At 61.8% G+C, this 16808-nt stretch carries 19 protein-coding genes and 4 pseudogenes; 15 read left to right on the forward strand and 8 right to left on the reverse strand.

Annotated features, from left to right (window positions below):
• Nucleotides 1-30: 30 nt before the first annotated feature.
• Nucleotides 31-918, reverse strand: coding sequence for a slipin family protein (locus tag CupriaWKF_RS33645; RefSeq protein WP_140950658.1), 888 nt, complete (start codon nt 916-918; stop codon nt 31-33).
• A gap of 370 nt (nt 919-1288) precedes the next feature.
• On the opposite strand from CupriaWKF_RS33645, the gene CupriaWKF_RS33650 reads away from it, so the two are divergent.
• The 3 genes from CupriaWKF_RS33650 to CupriaWKF_RS33660 all read left to right on the forward strand — a co-directional run bounded on the left by CupriaWKF_RS33650 (nt 1289) and on the right by CupriaWKF_RS33660 (nt 2362).
• Nucleotides 1289-1849: a DUF1269 domain-containing protein gene (locus tag CupriaWKF_RS33650; RefSeq protein ID WP_140950641.1), complete on the forward strand. Its 561-nt coding sequence runs from the start codon at nt 1289-1291 to the stop codon at nt 1847-1849.
• Nucleotides 1850-1891: 42 nt separating this feature from the next.
• The gene (locus CupriaWKF_RS33655; protein WP_181184450.1) at nt 1892-2029 is read left to right on the forward strand and encodes a hypothetical protein; all 138 of its coding nucleotides are present in this window, start codon (nt 1892-1894) and stop codon (nt 2027-2029) included.
• A gap of 96 nt (nt 2030-2125) precedes the next feature.
• Nucleotides 2126-2362, forward strand: coding sequence for a hypothetical protein (locus tag CupriaWKF_RS33660; protein ID WP_276103599.1), 237 nt, complete (start codon nt 2126-2128; stop codon nt 2360-2362).
• 315 nt (nt 2363-2677) lie between these two features.
• Here the strand turns inward: CupriaWKF_RS33660 and CupriaWKF_RS33665 are convergent.
• Nucleotides 2678-3033, reverse strand: a pseudogene (locus tag CupriaWKF_RS33665) (IS110 family transposase); the annotation flags it as partial.
• Between the two features lie 284 nt (nt 3034-3317).
• On the opposite strand from CupriaWKF_RS33665, the gene CupriaWKF_RS33670 reads away from it, so the two are divergent.
• Nucleotides 3318-4034 (forward strand): SDR family oxidoreductase, encoded by a 717-nt coding sequence (locus CupriaWKF_RS33670; RefSeq protein ID WP_140950094.1) that lies wholly within the window; start codon nt 3318-3320, stop codon nt 4032-4034.
• A gap of 241 nt (nt 4035-4275) precedes the next feature.
• On the opposite strand, the gene CupriaWKF_RS33675 is transcribed toward CupriaWKF_RS33670, so the two are convergent.
• From CupriaWKF_RS33675 to CupriaWKF_RS33685, 3 genes and pseudogenes are all read right to left on the reverse strand, one after another.
• Nucleotides 4276-4776 carry a hypothetical protein gene (locus CupriaWKF_RS33675; protein WP_140950093.1) on the reverse strand — a complete coding sequence of 167 codons (501 nt, stop codon included), beginning with the start codon at nt 4774-4776 and terminating at the stop codon, nt 4276-4278.
• A 17-nt stretch (nt 4777-4793) separates the two neighbouring features.
• Complete coding sequence (locus CupriaWKF_RS33680) at nt 4794-4922, reverse strand: transposase domain-containing protein (RefSeq protein ID WP_253074908.1); 129 nt, start codon at nt 4920-4922, stop codon at nt 4794-4796.
• A 150-nt stretch (nt 4923-5072) separates the two neighbouring features.
• A pseudogene (locus CupriaWKF_RS33685) lies at nt 5073-5243 on the reverse strand (IS30 family transposase); the annotation flags it as partial.
• Between the two features lie 239 nt (nt 5244-5482).
• Here CupriaWKF_RS33685 and CupriaWKF_RS33690 point away from each other — a divergent pair.
• Nucleotides 5483-6621, forward strand: a pseudogene (locus CupriaWKF_RS33690) (IS3 family transposase); the annotation flags it as partial.
• 483 nt (nt 6622-7104) lie between these two features.
• Here CupriaWKF_RS33690 and CupriaWKF_RS33695 read toward each other — a convergent pair.
• The gene (locus tag CupriaWKF_RS33695) at nt 7105-7347 is read right to left on the reverse strand and encodes a hypothetical protein (RefSeq protein ID WP_276103600.1); all 243 of its coding nucleotides are present in this window, start codon (nt 7345-7347) and stop codon (nt 7105-7107) included.
• Between the two features lie 703 nt (nt 7348-8050).
• Between CupriaWKF_RS33695 and CupriaWKF_RS33700 the strand changes: the two genes are divergently transcribed.
• From CupriaWKF_RS33700 to CupriaWKF_RS33720, 5 genes are all read left to right on the forward strand, one after another.
• Nucleotides 8051-8485, forward strand: a complete 435-nt coding sequence (locus CupriaWKF_RS33700; RefSeq protein ID WP_276103602.1) for a 2OG-Fe(II) oxygenase — start codon at nt 8051-8053, stop codon at nt 8483-8485.
• A gap of 273 nt (nt 8486-8758) precedes the next feature.
• On the forward strand, nt 8759-9169 hold the full coding sequence (locus CupriaWKF_RS34455) for a DUF2188 domain-containing protein (protein ID WP_346348637.1): 411 nt from the start codon (nt 8759-8761) through the stop codon (nt 9167-9169).
• Between the two features lie 278 nt (nt 9170-9447).
• The gene (locus CupriaWKF_RS33710; RefSeq protein WP_276099037.1) at nt 9448-10410 is read left to right on the forward strand and encodes an IS5 family transposase; all 963 of its coding nucleotides are present in this window, start codon (nt 9448-9450) and stop codon (nt 10408-10410) included.
• 214 nt (nt 10411-10624) lie between these two features.
• Complete coding sequence (locus tag CupriaWKF_RS33715; protein WP_276103603.1) at nt 10625-10762, forward strand: hypothetical protein; 138 nt, start codon at nt 10625-10627, stop codon at nt 10760-10762.
• An 80-nt stretch (nt 10763-10842) separates the two neighbouring features.
• A complete protein-coding gene (locus CupriaWKF_RS33720) occupies nt 10843-11160 on the forward strand; it encodes a hypothetical protein (protein ID WP_276103604.1) in 318 nt (105 codons plus the stop codon).
• A gap of 6 nt (nt 11161-11166) precedes the next feature.
• Here the strand turns inward: CupriaWKF_RS33720 and CupriaWKF_RS33725 are convergent, their stop codons facing one another.
• Complete coding sequence (locus CupriaWKF_RS33725) at nt 11167-12024, reverse strand: transglutaminase family protein (protein ID WP_276103605.1); 858 nt, start codon at nt 12022-12024, stop codon at nt 11167-11169.
• A 316-nt stretch (nt 12025-12340) separates the two neighbouring features.
• On the opposite strand from CupriaWKF_RS33725, the gene CupriaWKF_RS33730 reads away from it, so the two are divergent.
• The 5 genes from CupriaWKF_RS33730 (at nt 12341) to CupriaWKF_RS33750 (ending at nt 16485) form a co-directional block, all read left to right on the forward strand.
• On the forward strand, nt 12341-12667 hold the full coding sequence (locus CupriaWKF_RS33730) for a hypothetical protein (RefSeq protein WP_276103606.1): 327 nt from the start codon (nt 12341-12343) through the stop codon (nt 12665-12667).
• 321 nt (nt 12668-12988) lie between these two features.
• Nucleotides 12989-13507: a hypothetical protein gene (locus tag CupriaWKF_RS33735; RefSeq protein WP_276103607.1), complete on the forward strand. Its 519-nt coding sequence runs from the start codon at nt 12989-12991 to the stop codon at nt 13505-13507.
• Nucleotides 13508-13724: 217 nt separating this feature from the next.
• The gene (locus tag CupriaWKF_RS33740) at nt 13725-13961 is read left to right on the forward strand and encodes a hypothetical protein (RefSeq protein ID WP_276104110.1); all 237 of its coding nucleotides are present in this window, start codon (nt 13725-13727) and stop codon (nt 13959-13961) included.
• A gap of 545 nt (nt 13962-14506) precedes the next feature.
• Nucleotides 14507-14968, forward strand: a complete 462-nt coding sequence (locus CupriaWKF_RS33745; protein WP_276103608.1) for a tripartite tricarboxylate transporter TctB family protein — start codon at nt 14507-14509, stop codon at nt 14966-14968.
• Between the two features lie 14 nt (nt 14969-14982).
• Complete coding sequence (locus CupriaWKF_RS33750; RefSeq protein WP_276103609.1) at nt 14983-16485, forward strand: tripartite tricarboxylate transporter permease; 1503 nt, start codon at nt 14983-14985, stop codon at nt 16483-16485.
• 34 nt (nt 16486-16519) lie between these two features.
• Here CupriaWKF_RS33750 and CupriaWKF_RS33755 read toward each other — a convergent pair.
• Nucleotides 16520-16785: pseudogene (locus tag CupriaWKF_RS33755) on the reverse strand (DDE-type integrase/transposase/recombinase); the annotation flags it as partial.
• Nucleotides 16786-16808: the final 23 nt, after the last annotated feature.

Raw genomic sequence — 16808 nt, forward strand, 5'->3', positions numbered from 1 at the left:
TACAGACGTGCCGGGTCGCACTGCACACGCCTACGCGGCCGTCTTGAGGGGCATCACGGGTCCGGCCGGAGCTACCGCGTCGGCCAGTTCCGCGCTGGCCACCGCAAAGGCCAGCGGCGCCGGGTTCATGCTGTCGACCATCGAGCTCGGCATCAGGATAGTAACGCCGCGCTCCTTGGTAGTCTCGTAGATGATGTTCATCGCACGCAGTTGCAACGCCTGCGGATGGCCATCGTAGGTGCTGGCCGCTTCCACGAATTTGGCGGCGATGGCGGCCTCGGCGGAGCCGAGGATAACGCGGGCCTGCTTCTCGCGCTCGGCCTGCGCCTGGCGCGACATCGCATCCTGCAAGGCTTCCGGTATGGCGACGTCGCGGATCTCCACCGAGGTGACGGAGATGCCCCACGCGGCGGTCTTGGCGCCGATCTCGTCGCGCAGTTGCTGGTCGGCTGCGCGGCGGTCGGATAGTAATGCGGAGAGCATGGAAGAGCCGATCATCTCCCGCAACGAGGTCTGGGCAACCCGATCAATCGCCTGCAGGTAATCGGTGATGGCCAACGCGGCCTTCTCGGCGTCGGCCACGTGCCAGAAGATGATGGCATCGACGTTGACGGGCACAGTGTCCCTGGTCAGTGCCTGCTCGGCGTTGAAGGCGGTGGTCTGGATGCGCTCGTCGATGATAGCGGTGACGCTGTCCACCACCGGGATGATGAAGAACAGGCCGGGGCCCTTCACGCTTTGCAGTTTGCCTGCGCGCAGAATGACAAATTTCTGCCAAGTGTTGGCCATCTTCAGGGTAAAACCGATCAGTACCGCCGGCACGAGGAAGGCAATGCCGAACAGGGGATTCGCGAACGTACCGACCAGCACACCTGTGCCGAGACAGATCAGCACCAGGAAGGAGGTGATAGGGTTCATAAGAAGGGTGCGCCTCACGCTATGGATTAGATGCGCAGGCGGGCCATGGCGATGACGCCTTGTCCTGTGGCTGCGGCCGCATGTCCGGCGCCCGCCCGGGTGGCGGGCCGGACATGACGACAGCGTGGCCCGTCCGCCGCCGCGTGTCTGTACGCTGACGGACCGGCAACGTGGCAAACACGCGCGCCGTCTTGCGGCCTTCCTCCGCGCCACCGGTACGCCACCGTACCGACTCGCGCGCCTTGACCGCCCAGACTGATTTGGTCCGCTACCTTTTTTGCCGCCCTCCGGTCGGCGCTGGCAGTCTCCCGTGCGTGGGGTCGGATGTGGGGACGCTTTCCATCCGGCCACGCCGGCAAGGAGTCTCACCATGAACAAGCACGACGTGGTCATTGCAACCTTCGACGATCATCTCCACGCGGACGCCGCGGTGAAGAGGCTGATTCACGGTGGCTTCGACATGAAACACTTCAGCGTGGTCGGCAAGGGCTATCACTCGGAAGAGAAGATCGCGGGCTTCTACAACGTCGGCGACCGCATGAGATTCTGGGGGCGTTACGGTGCCTTCTGGGGTGGCCTGTGGGGCCTGCTGTTCGGCGGCGTGTTCCTGACCGTACCGGTACTGGGGCCGTTGGTCGTGCTCGGGCACCTGGCGACCATCGTGCTGTCGGTCATCGAGGGCGCGGTGGTGGTGGGCGGCTTCTCGGCCCTGGGCGCGGCGATTGCCAGTATGGGCATTCCGAAGGACAGCATTGTCAAGTATGAGACGGCCATCAAGTCAAACCACTTCCTGGTGATGGGCCATGGCAGCCCCGACGAGATGGCCCGGGCCAGGGCTGCGCTGGAAGGCTGCGACCCAGCCGATCTCGACCTGCACCAGGCACTGATGCCGCACGCAGTGGCACCGCAAGACGTTCCCGTCACACTCTGAATCTTGATTGGGTGCGTCGGAACGGGGCGGCAGCAAGCGCAAATGGCACCAGGCCAGTTGCTGATGATTGCCGGTTGCGACTCGCATTTTAAAGTATCCACGAAGCAGTTGATTCACGAACTGGGCGGTGTAAGCATCGACGAACACAACGACCTGATGCCGAACTTCAGGTGGGTGTGATTGCCTGGATTCCGGCTATCTACAACGACACGCCTTCGACTTCGTCGATTCCAGTCTCGATCTTTTGAAGGATGCCAAAGCGACCAGGAGATGAGCATGCAACGCACCACAGAGTACAGAGGTTTTGCGATACGCGTTAATTTGCTGAAGACCGCTGAGGGGATGTTTGATACGTGGTTCCAGATCAAGGGGCCAACTAGAGTTCGTGGTACAGGCTACGGGACGCGCCGCAAGGTGTCCGGCTCTCCGTTTTCACGCCGCTGGGCGCATTTGGTGGGCGAGCTCGCCGGACGGGCGTCCATAGATGAGATCCTGGATGTCGATGCATTTTGAAGAGGGGCGGGCGAGCGACCTGATGGTCTCGTCTTTCGCTCTGGCGACGTCCGGACCCCGCGAAAACGTCCTGCATCACGGGGCTCGTCAGCATCAATGTGCACGGATGCTGTGCCCAGCCGTTGGCGCTAAGGAAACGCTGCTAAATCAGTGCGCGAGTCATCGCGGCATTGAGTAAGTGCGTTGTCATAGGCATCCCATGATTCATGGTCCGGTGATGAAGCGACAGATCAGTTTTGCGGAAGCAGAAAGCCACGGCAAGAAGCGGGTGACGCGCCGTCAGCGCTTCCTGACGGAGATGGAAAACGTTGGCACTAGCACGCTTTGCTGCGCGGGTGACTTGACCGGCACGAACCACATGTGGGGGCGGCTCGCCGCTTCGCAGGTCGCTTCGGCATCGAGTAAGTCGTTCTTTACGTGAACGCCGCCTTTGCGGTAGGGGGCGACAAACTGCGGTGGAATCAGACGTGCGCGCGCAGCTTGCGTGCCCAGTAGTGCGCCGCGCTGCAAGCCTCCATCGCAACCAGGCACGGTTCCAGATTGGCAAACCAACTCACGAATCGCTCGCGCCGAATCGCTTTGTGCACCACGACACGCCCCGCGGCGTCGACCGCATGAATCTGCATGACGTTCTTGGCCAGATCCACGCCAACATGTGTAATCTTTTCCATGATTTCCCCCTTTCCACAAAAAGGTTGTGTAGCACTTGCCATGATGTCACCAGGCGGTGCCGATCTGGTGATTGGGAGGTCCTTACCAATTCAGTGGTTTCTGGGCCGCCTGCCGGGCGGGCATACCGAATGTGCAGAGCCGGGTTTCCAGGTGAGGGCCGGCGGTCTATGGTGACTAGGAGGCCGGAGAGGGCGAGCGGAGCCGGTGCGAGACCAAGCCAGGGCTTGCCCTCCGCCTCTCTCCCTATCTCTCTATTCGTTACACGACTACACAGGAGAACACCATGGATTCGTCAGCATCCCCGCGCCGTATCGTGATCACAGGCGCTGCCGGTGCGCTAGGCCGGGCCGTCACCCAGGCGTTCGCGGACGAGGGGGCCCGACTAGCCCTGATCGACCGGAGCGTGGACGTCCTGAGGGCGCAGGCACCGGTCCCCGAGGCTGCCGACTGGCATTTGCTGCTGGCGGCCGACGTGACCTCGCCGGACAGCATGGCGGTGGCGGCACGCACCATTCTCGATGCGTTCGGCGGTGTCGACGTACTGGTGCACGTGGCTGGCGGCTTCGAGTTGGGCGAGCCCGTCTCTGCGCTCAGCCGGGAGTCCTGGATGCGGATGATGGATCTCAACGCCTGGTCGCTGGTGGCCGTCACGCAGCACTTGGTGCCCGCCATGCTCGCCCAGCGCGCCGGCAAGGTGGTGGCGGTCACGGCGCGTGGCGCGGCCAGCGGGTCCGCCGCGATGGGCGCTTATTGCGCGTCCAAGAGCGCGCTGCAGCGTCTGGTGGAAAGCTTGTCGCACGAGGTGCGCAGGGGCGGCGTCAACGTCAACAGCATCGCGCCGAGCATCCTCGACACCCATGCTAACCGCGCGGCCATGCCGGCCGCCGACCCGAGCGACTGGGTCTCGACCGCAGCGGCGGCATGCGCCATTGCCTTCCTCGCATCGGACGCCGCGCAGGCTATCCATGGACAGCACCTGGTTCTGGACGGGTTGAGTTGATCCGCGGCCGGCACGTGGGCCGGCGCGGCACGAGGCTTCCCGCAGGGATTCCCTAGCCCCGGCAGGCGCAAGACCTGCGCGGGACGCTGCGTCCATGTTGCACAGGTAGGCAACTGCGAGACCGCGCCAAAACCAATGGGATGGACGCCCCACTCGAACGGCATCGGTGTGCCAAAGTGGAGTTGCATACCACGTAACCGTCAGCGGAACCCGTTTGGCGAGCGACGGTAAGCGGTTGGAGCTACAGATCGACGACCTTGCGCAGTAGCGCGAAGGAGACGCGCCACTGGCCTTCATTCGGGTCGCATTCGATGGAGGCGGTCTTCTGGTTGACGCGCACGATGGTGCCGATGCGCTCGCGCAGGTGCTGGTCAGTGAAGCTGACGGTGTCGCCGACCCGGAAGTCCGCACGCTGCGCCCGGGGCGGTGGTGGCGGTGAAGCGTGCGGCGGTTGCTGCGCAACAGTAGTGGGCTCGGCGAGCACGGCGGCGTAGGGCAGGATCCAGTGGCGGCCACTGCTGGTGTCCTGGACCACGGCCTGGGTCTGACGCAGCTCGAGGATGCGCCCATGGCGCACCGGCTGGGTGAGATCGTCGGCGACGTAGCCCACAGCCATACCGATATGCAGGTGCCTGCGAACCTCGAGGATACGCTTGGGGTCGTTGATCATCCGCCCGACGGTCAGATACAGGCGGTACAGGTCGGCACTTGGGGCCAGGCGCAGGGCGTCAAGGATATCCATGACGCGCAGTGTAGCGGTTAGCGCGCCAGCGGCAGCAGTTCGTGGACCTGGCTGATCGGGTGGGCCGGCAGGCGCTCCAGCGTGTCCTTGAGCCAGCCATAGGGCTCGATGCCGTTCAAGCGACAGGTGCCCAGCAACGAATACATCGTGGCTGCGGCGCGCCCGCCGCGCGGTGAGCCCGCGAACATCCAGCTCGCCCTGCCAAGGGCAAATCTACCTTCCAGTCATCATCGATTGAGCGCTTGGCAAACTGGGGGCGTCCATGTAGGAGGCTGACGACCGGACCTCTGCTGAGAGCCATTGACCCATTTACGGTCACGGCGATGCGGTTTGTTTCTCCCTTTGAACGGCGCTTGCCGAGGCCCAGAAATCTCACGGCCATTAGCGTCTCCAACCTTGCCCTCCAAACGGTCTTGCACGTAGTGGCGCACCCGTGCGTTAGCCACCAGTGTCGACGGTTTGCATCTGGCGCGATTCTTCCCAGCGCAGCCATGCGCGCATGGCGAACTGCTGGGTGCAGCGCGCCAGTTCGAAGGTGGGGTCGTTCTGGTCTGGCATGGTGGGACTCCTGTAGACAATCGGGGCGGCCTGCCACGGGGGCGCAGGCCAAAACAAGTCTAGGGGGGCCAGCCTGGCGGGTATTGACGTATTGGAGGTGACCCGCTTTTTCGGACAGTGCCTATCTTGAGTAAGCAGGAGGTGCACCATGCCGAAAACGCGCCCACCGTACAGTGCGGTCTTCCGTCAGCAAATGGTTGACTTGGTCCATGCAGGTCGCCGTCCGGAGGATCTGGCCAAGGAGTTCGAACCCACGGCCCAGACGATCTACAACTGGGTTGCCCAAGCGGATCGCGATGCCGGCGTTCGTCAGGACGGCCTGACCACGGCGGAGCGCCAGGAACTCACGCGGCTGCGCCGTGAGAACCGGCAACTCAAAATGGAGAGGGAGATACTTGCAAAAGCCGCGGCCTGGTTTGCCCGGGAGACCGACACGCTGCCCGACAAGGGTTCGAGTTCATGAAGGCAAATCAGGACCGCTTTCCGCTGTCCACCATGGCGCGGCTGCTTAAGGTCTCGCGCAGCGGCTTCCATGCATGGATGGAACGACGTCCGAGCGCTCATGCCGTGAGTGACAAGCTGTTGCTCGCGCAAATCCGTGAGATTCACGCCCGCTCGCGCGGTACCTATGGGATGCCACGTGTGCATGCCATGCTGCTGCGCCAAGGTATCCACGTCGGGCGCAAGCGCGTGGCGCGTCTGATGCGTGAGGCCGGCCTGCGCGGGGCTTGCCGGCCGCGCTTCATTTGCACCACCCACCGTGCGCCAGCGGGCAGACCCGCGCCCGATCTGGTGCAGCGACACTTCTCTGCCGATGCGCCAAATCAGCTGTGGGTCGCCGATGCGACATACATTCCGACCGTTGCCGGCTTTTACTATCTGGCTGTCGTGTTGGACGTGTACAGCCGGCGCATCGTAGGTTGGGCCATGGGTAGTCATCTGCGCACCGCACTGATGCTGCAAGCGCTGGACATGGCGCTGGCGCAGCGACATCCCAGCGCAGTGATTCACCATTCGGACCAGGGCTGCCAATACACGTCTGTTGCCTTCGGGCGACGTTGCCGCGAGGCCGGCGTTCAGCCTTCGATGGGCTCGGTGGGCGATGCCTACGACAACGCCATGTGCGAGTCCTTCTTCGCAACGCTCGAATGCGAGCTGCTGATGCGTTCGCGCTTCGCCACGCACGACGACGCCCGTCAGGCATTGTTCACCTGGATCGAGGGTTGGTACAACTCGCATCGCCTGCACAGCGCACTGGGATATCGGTCTCCGCAGGAGTTTGAAAAGCTTCCCGTCAATGGCATGAATCCGGCGCTACACCGGGCATACACTGCCCCATCACAAGGAGAAAACCCATCGACATAAAATTCCAATGCGAATCTGTCCGATGAAACGGGGCAACCCCATATCGCAAGCAGGGCGCAACGCGTCGGGCGGTACGGCATGGTCAAGTCGCGCCTGCGCGAGACGGCCAGCGAAACCAGGCCGATCAGGAGGCCGACGCTGAAGATGTGCTGCGCACAAGGCTGCGCTCGCAATGTCGGTGGATGGATTCAAACGTCAAGCCGAGAAGTATCAAGAGGAGATAACCGCGGAAGTCTTCTTGGAAATACGCACCAATCCAGCCAATGGCCGTGCTGTCGAACCGGCAGTCAGCCAGCCGTGGCTAGGATCCACCAAATTTGACATAACACCCGATCAAAGAAACATTCTTTGCCGTGATGTCAGAGGCGGAAGGTACCCGAGCGGCTGGCCGGCGCCGTCCCTGTCTCAGTCGTCCGCCGACGCGCCCGCGCCGGAAAGGGGAGCAAAGTCGAAATGGGCAGCGGCATATATGGCATTGCACGCCCAGACTTCGTCCCCGTGCTTATCGAAGATGACCCATTTGCCGTTGCTGACGCAGTGCGCGCCTGGGAAAACCTCGTCATAGCCGTTCTCACCGTCCAGCGGGAAGGGCGCGTGGGGCGTGGCCCAGTAGTGGCCGCTTCGTAGAGGTGCGATTGTCTTTGGCATGCTCGTCAGGCCCGGTGCGGGGCTACACAAGGCGCAGTTCCGACCCTGCTATGACGTAACGGAGGCGGTGTCAATCCCGCAACGGCGTAGCATCGTTTTGTGGCAGCTTCGTGTAATCTCGCCACGCATTACCTCCTGCTGGCCGTTGCAATTTCCATGGCACGATACCTTCAATTTGTGGCGCGGGCCTGCTGCGTCGGTGCCATCATTGTGATCGTCGCCATCGTCTCCCGGCAAGTCTATCTTCGTAGCGCCGTGGAAGCCGGCACAGCCGGCGGGGATGAGGAGCCCGCGGCTAAGATGTTGATCAGTTGCGAGACGGTGCACAACCGCCTTCACAACCGGCACAGTTCCCCGGACACGGCGGATGCTGACGAGCCACCACGAGCTCGTTGCAGGGAGTCTTGAAGCCAGTGCTCTCGCATTCCACCACTGCCCTTCAACGCCAGGGAAAACCACCGCGGCCGCGGGGGGCATTGTCACTGAGCTGTGTCGTCCCGCTTCGTGGGCACCACCCGTTCGTTCAGGCCCAACCGGTAGAGTGTTGCACCCACTTGCGTCAACAAGGCCCGTTCTTTCCCCGCGATCGTAGAATCGGCCAACAGCACGTAAAAGGCGTCGGCCAAAGCTTTCGCTCAAGCGCATCAACGGACGGTTTGTCCCACTCGTGTAGTAGAAGTGCGGGGTCGAGGTAGTCGATCTGTTGGGACACAGGCGCAGTCTGCGCGGCGATAGGACGCGCTGGTTCCAACCCGACGCGCTGAGCTCGGCGCAGCAGGCGTTCGCCGATCGCATCGAAGCGCTACGAAATGCGCTCAACCGCGACCTGTTTCTCGGCCTGATCGGCAGCGAATCACACTACGCGGTATATCGGCCAGGCGCCGCATATGCACGCCACCTCGACTGCCTGCGTAACAACGTCAGCCGCGTGATTTCCGCTGTGTTCTACCTCAACGAAGCCTGGCAGGACGCCGAGGGCGGTGCACTGCGGCTCTACCTTGCCGATCACGCATATCACGACGTCTTTCCGCACGCCGGAACGCTGCTGCTGTTTCTCTCGGCACAGTTTGAACACGAGGTGCTGCCCGCCACGCGCGATCGTATGAGCGTTGCATGCTGGATGAGGCAGCGGGTGTAACCCGAGGCGAGTGCGCAGCTACGATTAACGATCCATCATCACGCCCTGGCGGATCAGGTTGACGATAAGTTGTCGGATTTCGTTAGTGTCCCTATCAGCACGGTGCCGATGGCATATGTGCGAAGCCAACGCAGCTCGCGCTGCCTCACATCAAGGAAAAACGGCGGAAACGGGTCCTGGTTCCGTTCTCGCCAACCTTCCCAGGCTTCTATCTCTACTATCCAAGCCGGCGCAACCAGTCGACCAAGCTCAAAGCGCTGGTGGAGTACGTCAGTGGTCGACGCTCTTGATGCGACGGATTTCGTCACCAACTGCTCGAGGTTGCAAGCGTGCGCGCCTGATCTCTCCTGGCACAAGCTCGGACAGATGTGCGCTTCCCGTCGTGGGACCGCGACTGATTGCGGAAACACAATTATCTGCGCGAGACTGGCCGTACAGAGCAAGCAGCCGGGGATGATCATGACTTCTCGAAATATCCACGTCATGCCGGATCACGATCGAGGCTGGGCTGTAACCGTGGAAGGCCCGAACGGAGCCACCGTCCTGTACCCAACGGAAGCCGAGGCAATCGCTGCTGGTACGGACGCGGCGAAGCAGGACGGGGTCGAGCTCTTCATCCATGACCGTGATGGCCGGATCCGTGAGCGCAATTCCTTCGATCCTGTGAAGCATTGCCATTCATGACGACGCAGATCCTCTGGGTGAGCCGCGCCGCCTCCATGGCGCAGCCTTGTCCACTAGCAGGATCGGCCGATGCCTCGCCCGCGTCCGCGCTGGGGCGCGAGCGCCGCGAGGCGGAAGGGTCCAGTCGCGATGCTAGGAACAGGGACCCTCCCGCCTGCAGCCATACGAAGATATGGGTTGGACGAAATAGTTCCCTTTGCCGAAGACTAAGGATGCTCTGCACAATTAGCCGGCGGATGTGCTTGCAATGAATCGTCGAGCCAGCGAGCATGTAGCGCATGAAGCAAACTGACCTTGGACTGAACTTGTCGACCAAGCGCACCCGCAAGCGCGAATTTCTGGACGAGATGAACCGCGTGGTGCCGTGGGCCGATCTGGTGATGCTGATCGCTCCGTACGCCCCGGAGGGCAAGCGCGGCCGTCCCCCGTTCGCGGTCGAGGCAATGCTGCGCATCCACTTTCTTCAACAATGGTTCGGCCTGTCGGACCCGGCGATGGAAGAAGCGCTGCACGACGTGCCGCTGTATCGGGAGTTCGCCGGGCTGGACAACTGGACGGTGAGGCTGCCCGACGAGAGCACCATCCTGCGGTTCCGTCACCTGCTGGAGAGGCACAAGCTGGCCGCTCAGATTCTCGCGCTGGTAAACGACATCCTTCGCGACAAGGGATTGATGCTGCGCGCGGGCACGGTGGTGGACGCGACGCTGATCAGCGCACCGAGTTCGACCAAGAATGCGTCGGGCGAACGCGACCCGGAGATGCACCAGAGTAAGAAAGGAAACCAGTGGTATTTCGGCATGAAAGCGCACATTGGCGTGGACGCCGAAAGCGGGCTGGTGCACACGGTGCGGGGCACGGCTGGCAACATCAACGACGTGGTTGAGGCCAACAGCCTGCTGCATGGCGAGGAAACCGACGCGTTTGGCGATGCGGGTTATCAGGGCGTGGAGAAGCGTCCTGACGCGCGGGCGGACGTGAACTGGCACGTGGCGATGAAGCCAGGCAAACGTCGCGTTCTGGACCAAAGCAAACCGCTTGGCGCGCTCGTCGATCAAGTCGAGCGAATCAAGGCGGGCATCCGGGCCAAGGTCGAGCATCCGTTCCGGGTCATCAAGCGGCAGTTCGGCTACACCAAGGTCCGCTATCGAGGGCTGAGGAAGAACACCGCGCAAGTCATGACCTTGTTCGCGCTGTCCAACTTGTGGATGGCGCGCGGCAAACTGCTGGCTGCTGAGGCATGAGCGCGTTTCAGGCTCATGCCGATGCCTCGCGCGTAGCCCGCGAGTGCTGCTCCGCGCGTGCCAGACAGCTTCGCCCCGGGCTGACAGGTTGGCGTCGTGGCGCATTCAGCTTCCTGTTAAACGGCCAAGCACACTCGATTCGCGTTTGTGCAGAGCATCCCTAAGCGCGTATGCTTGGGTTGCCAACCGGCAATCAATGCAGCAGGAGTTTCTCATGGCAAAAAGCCAACTACGCGGCAACCGTGAAGCGAAAAAGCCGAAGCAACCCAAGAAGCCTTCCGTACCGGCAACCCCGTTCAGCACGGATCAGTCGCGGGTTCGGAACGACGGTCTCGACAAGAGGAAGTCGTAAGCCCCCCCGGCAAGGCGCAAAATTACCGCAGGGCGATACCTCTGCATTCAACGAATGCCGACCGATGAGGGAGGCACACCATGATCCACCCTGACACAGGCCCTACTTTCCGAGGCCTGCCACTTACCGCCGAGCAAGACTCGGAGGTTCGCCACTATCGGAACAGAAAAACGAGGCTTGGCAAGCCATGGGATACCCCGGAACTACGGGGGATGCTCGAAGACATGTTGCTGCCGCCGAAGGCCGAGGATGGTGATTGGGAGGATGTTCTTCTGGGGCCGTCGGCTGCCGCGGAACGCGCGGCATCGTTCGTTGACGAGGCCATGGAACCGATTGCGGCATACGAGGATTGGAACGCCGCCATGGAAATCGAAGGGATGAAAGGCGAAGCGCGCTGATGCCGCTTACCAGGTGGAGATGGCGCTTGTCGTTGCGAGCGGCAGGCCAATCCCGGCAGCCGGGTCGGCCATTGGCTGGATTTCGATAAAGGGCCGCTTCGACTCGACCTTGCCGAATATGGCGGCAAACGGAATGTCGGCGGCATCGCGGCCGGTGCCGATGCGCAGCAGGCCGGTCGGAATGGATACCCCCGAGGGGTCGAGCAGGTACCATCCGCCCGACAGGAACACTTCGACCACCGCGTGAAAGTCCGGCGCGCCCATGGCAGGGTCCGCGCCATAGTCCACGCTGCTGGACATACGGGCGGGAATACTCAGGGCGCGGCAGATCGCGATCATCAGGTGGGAAAAATCCCGGCAAACGCCGGTACGCTCGACAATCGTATCGATCGCCGAGGTGCACTCATTGGTGGATCGCGAAAGAAAGCGCACATGGTTGCGCACCCACTCCCGAATCGCATACACGCGCGAATAGCCGGGGCGCATGCCGCCAAACTCGCGCATGGCGAACTCCATCATGCGGTCGGATTCGCAATACCGGCTCGGCGCTAGGTACGAAAGGACATCGAAGGGGAGTTCGGCGACGGGTACCTCCGTGAGTGACATACCATCGTCCAGGCGATGATCGATGTCCACCACAGCTTCATAGCGGATGGCCAGCGGGCCCTTGTTCGCACGTATCCTGAGCAGGCGGTTGCATAGTGGATCCGTGTGGCGAGCGGCGTCAACCGGTGGCGTGAGCGTCAGACGCTCGGAGACAACGGACTGTCTTGCGGTCTTCGCAGCTTCGACAATCAACAGAAAGTCTCCTGTGGGATCCAGGATCTCATAGGACAGGTTCACCGAGTACCGAAGGCGGTTCATTGCTGACCTTGTGTCGACATGGAGGCGGAGACGGTGTCGGCCGCGTGAACGGCTCTGACCATCCATTTCAGTGTAGCGCTAGAAGCGGGCGACCCGTCCGCGCTAGCGGGCACCGCAGGTGCTTGGCGCAGCGTCTGCCTGACCAATTTGTAAGCGGGTTAGGACGGTGTGCATCGCCCCCCTATACTGCTAGTTGCAGCGTTTCAGAAGCCAGGTGCTTCTGGTTCGCTTATCACTCGTTTCCGGGCCTTCCCCCTCGATGACGTCTTAGGACTGGTGACTCCTGAAGTCACTCACGGGGATCCCTGGAAAATTCATGCAAGATGCCACGCGGCGACCGCCGTTCGCCCAGTCCCTCAGTAGTCAAGTCAGTCAGTCTTTCGCCGGGATCGATGCAACCGATGTCTGGCGAGGGAGACTCTTCTCCGCAAGACCGATCGCAAAGTTGGCCTCCGCCTTTACTGCTGCTCTTCCGCGTTTCAGGCTGGCGGAGCCGTGCTCTCATCGTGATGACGATGCCGTAACGATTTCCAGAAATGCGATATGGGTGGAAATGATTACCCGCTGGCAATGGAAGATCGGTGCCCACGACGGTGACAATTTTTCAACACTGCCGTCACTATGCCAGCCTCACAAGCGATGAAGGAAGATATCGTGCCGAAAGAATCTGCAGACACCACTTACCGGGACATACATGTCATACGCCTGCTACGCGACTGCCAGGTCGGCAGGCCGCCGAAGGGAAACACCCAGCGATTCGGCGTCATGCGATTGGCAGCGTCCAGATGGCGTCAGGCAATCACGCTGCTGATTGACTGGGATCGTGCTGTCAACGAAGGATGGCCAGACCTGCGGTCACCGTCCTGCACCCGAACCAGGGCCATCAGGAGCATCGGTCGCAGTCATCAAGCAAGCATCCGCCGGCTCGCCGGAAATGGAAACTGAGATTGCGTGAGGTAACTTCATGCGTACGCTGCTGTATTTCAATCTGAGAGACAACGCCACCGCGCGACTGGCACAAGCGCGATTGGGCGATTTGTCCGGCACCCCGACACTCGTCGCAGGGCCGTGGTTTGTCCAGCGCGACAATCAGCCCGTCGATGGATTGCCGACGATCGACGTCGGTCAGACTACGTACCGCGAAGAGGCGGCGATCACTGGAATTTTCATCGGCGCGATCGTCGGCGCGCTTGTCATCTTCAGATACGGCGTTTCCGCCGGCGCCGGTGCCACCGCCGTTGCGTATGTTGGTGCTGTCACGCTTGGCGCGATGATCGGATGGTGGGTCTCCGGATTGGTCGGCGGCAAGATCAGCCGCCTTGAACTGTGGCCGCAGAATGCGCAAATCGCACCGGGCCATTTGCTGATGATCGTCAGTTGCGATTCGCGATCGAAGGAAACCCTGAGGCAGATCATCAACGAACTGGGTGGCGTTGGGGTCGACGAGCATAGTGACCTAATGCCGAGTTTCAGATGGCTATGACCGCCGCTTCGGATCGACCGTGTCGATGCGCTACCGGAAACGTACGTTACGCGGGCTGAACGAGAAGGGGAAGCCCGAACTGCCTCCAGGAAGTTTGACGGCTAAATCACAAAGTGCCCATGGTTGGATCCTGCTGCTTTGGACTCACATCAACTTTAATTCCTACTTGGTCGAGCATTACGTTGAAAAACTCACAGCTGGAAGATTGAAGACGGCTATGGATCGCGTGACGGAGTATCGAGGGTTCGATATCCATGTCGATCTCCATATGGCATCCAGGGACATGTTCGACGTCTGGTTCCAGGTTGAGGGACCCATGAGTCCGCCAGGTGTCGCAGCGATTGGTAAGCGAATCAAAGTCTTTGGCGGGCCATACTCCAGACGTTGGGCTTACCTCGTGGCGGAGCTGGCTGGGCGGGCCGCCGTAGACGTTATTCTTGGACCGGATGAATGAACGGAGGCCGAGAGCGGAGGTTAGATATGCAAAAGAGATATGGGCGCTGAACCACGTTCGGCGCCCATTCGGCCTTGAACAGGCAGTGACCGCCGGCGCTACGGCGTTGTCAACTTGCCGAACAGGGAACGAGCTGTCGGCAGCAGGCGCCATCGCTCCGAAAGCAGTTGACGAATTTTGGGCCACTTTAGTGAATTCATGCCAGGCAGCGAGGTGTTTGCGATAGAGCGAGGCACGCAGCAGATTGACCCGTATGCAGTTCCCCAACGCGCCACGCGGGGAAGGCCATCATGCGCTGCAGAAATCTAACGGTGCGTTCAAGCGACTCAGGATCGGCACCCAAAAACCCCTTGGGCCGTACCTGCGAGCGCCGATGAACTGACTGACTTGGCGAGCTACTTGATCTCCGACAGGGGCGCGTCCATCAACGGCGGAATGATTGTCGATCCATCCCTGCGGGTGTGCGCCTGCATGCCCGGAACACTCTGCGCCTGAGGCTGCGCGCAGTGCGGCGTCGCATTTCATGTTCTTTGAGGAGAATCGTTTTGCGCATACGCAGCCAAAAGGACTTTGCCTCCGGCCTGATGTTTATTCTGGTCGGTCTGGGCTTTTCCTGGGTCGCACGCGGCTATTCCATGGGAACCGCCGCCAAGATGGGCCCGGGGTATTTCCCCTTTCTGCTCGGGCTGGTACTCGCCGTCCTCGGTGCGCTGGTGCTGATCGGCTCGCTGTCGAGCAAGGGTGAGGAAGACCACCTGGCCCGCTGGGACCTGAAAACCCTGATGTGGATCCTGGGATCGGTGGTGCTGTTCGGCCTGCTGCTCAAGCCGCTCGGCATGGTGCTGTCGGTCTTCCTGCTGGTACTGGTCTCCTCGATGGCCAGCCACGAATTTAGCTGGAAGGGTGCGCTTCTCAACGGCGTGGTGCTAGTGCTGATCAGCATGGGCGCCTTCGTGTACGGCATCAATCTGCAGATGCCGGTCTGGCCGGCTTTCATTACGGGTTAAGGAGACGGCCAAAAATGGAACTATTCGAACACCTGGCTCTTGGATTCTCCACGGCGCTAACGCTGCAGAACCTTGCCTACTGCTTCCTCGGCTGCGTGCTCGGTACGCTGATCGGCGTGCTGCCGGGCATCGGGCCGCTTGCCACCATTGCGATGCTGCTGCCGGTAACCTACACGTTGCCGCCGGTGGCCGCGCTCATCATGCTGGCCGGTATTTACTACGGCGCACAGTACGGCGGCTCCACGACCGCCATCCTGGTCAATTTGCCGGGTGAATCGTCATCGGTGGTCACCACTATCGACGGCTATCAGATGGCGCGGCGAGGACGAGCGGGGGTGGCGCTGGCCACAGCAGGCCTGGGCTCCTTCTTCGCCGGTTGCGTGTCCACGCTGATCCTGGCCGCGTTCGCCACGCCGCTGTCGGAACTGGCGTTCAAGTTCGGTCCCGCCGAATACTTCTCGCTTATGTGCCTGGGCCTGATCGGCGCCGTGGTGCTGGCCTCGGGCTCACTGCCCAAGGCGGTCGCGATGATCGTGCTGGGGCTGCTGCTGGGGCTGGTCGGTACCGACGTCAACTCGGGGGCCGCGCGCTTCAACTTCGATGTGCCGGAGTTGACTGATGGCGTCGATTTCGTCGCGCTGGCCATGGGCATGTTCGGTTTCGCGGAAATCATCGCTAACCTCGAACAGAAAGAAGACCGCGAGACCTTCACCGATCACGTCACTAACCTGTGGCCCTCCAAGGCGGACTTCAGGCGCATGGCGCCAGCAGTGCTGCGCGGTACCGCGCTAGGCTCCATTCTGGGCATCCTGCCCGGCGGTGGCGCGGCGCTCGCTTCGTTCGCAGCGTACTCGCTGGAAAAGAAGACCTCGAAGTACTCGCATGAGTTCGGCAAGGGCGCCATCGAAGGCGTGGCAGGTCCGGAATCGGCCAACAACGCCGCGGCGCAGACCTCTTTCATCCCGTTGCTGACGCTGGGCATCCCGCCCAACGCCGTGATGGCGCTGATGGTGGGCGCGATGACCATCCACAACATCCAGCCAGGCCCGCAGGTCATGACCAGCAACCCGGCGCTGTTCTGGGGCCTGATCGCCTCGATGTGGATCGGCAACCTGGTGCTGATCATCCTGAACCTGCCGCTGATCGGGATCTGGGTCAAGCTGCTGCAGGTACCTTACCGCTTCCTGTACCCGGCCATCCTGGTGTTCTGCTGCATCGGCGTCTTCTCCGTCAACAACCAGACCTTCGACGTCTTTACCGCGGCTGGGTTCGGTGTGATCGGCTACCTGTTCATCAAGCTTAAGTGCGAGCCGGCACCGCTGCTGCTGGGCTTCGTGCTCGGACCGATGATGGAGGAGAACTTCCGCCGGGCGCTGTTGCTGTCGCGGGGTAGGTTCACCGTGTTCGTGACCCGTCCGCTGTCGCTCGGCCTGCTGATCGCCGCGGCTATGCTGGTGGCCGTGGTGGCGCTGCCGTCGATCAAGGCCAAGCGCGAGGAAGCGTTCCAGGAAGAGTAGTGCCCAAGCGCTAAGGACCTGCGCCGGCCTGTGGTTCGCGGGTAGGCTGGTCGCTGATCTCGGCGCGGTTGTTCACGCGCGCGCTGGCCTTGACGAACACGTGCTGGACGTTGGCCAGCTCTGGGGGATCGGCCTTCGCGGCTGGGTAGCTGCGTACCTGGTCGGTGACAATCTTGCGCGGTGCCGGGCAAGATCGCAGCCCCGCTGGAAGAAGCGTTTGGCGGCGGCCTTGTCGCGCCGCTTCTGCAGCAGGAAATCCAGTTCGATGCCATGCTCGTCGAACGCCCGCCACCGCAAGTAGAGGGTCGGCCGGGATATGCCTG

Source organism: Cupriavidus sp. WKF15, assembly GCF_029278605.1.
Classification (GTDB): domain Bacteria; phylum Pseudomonadota; class Gammaproteobacteria; order Burkholderiales; family Burkholderiaceae; genus Cupriavidus.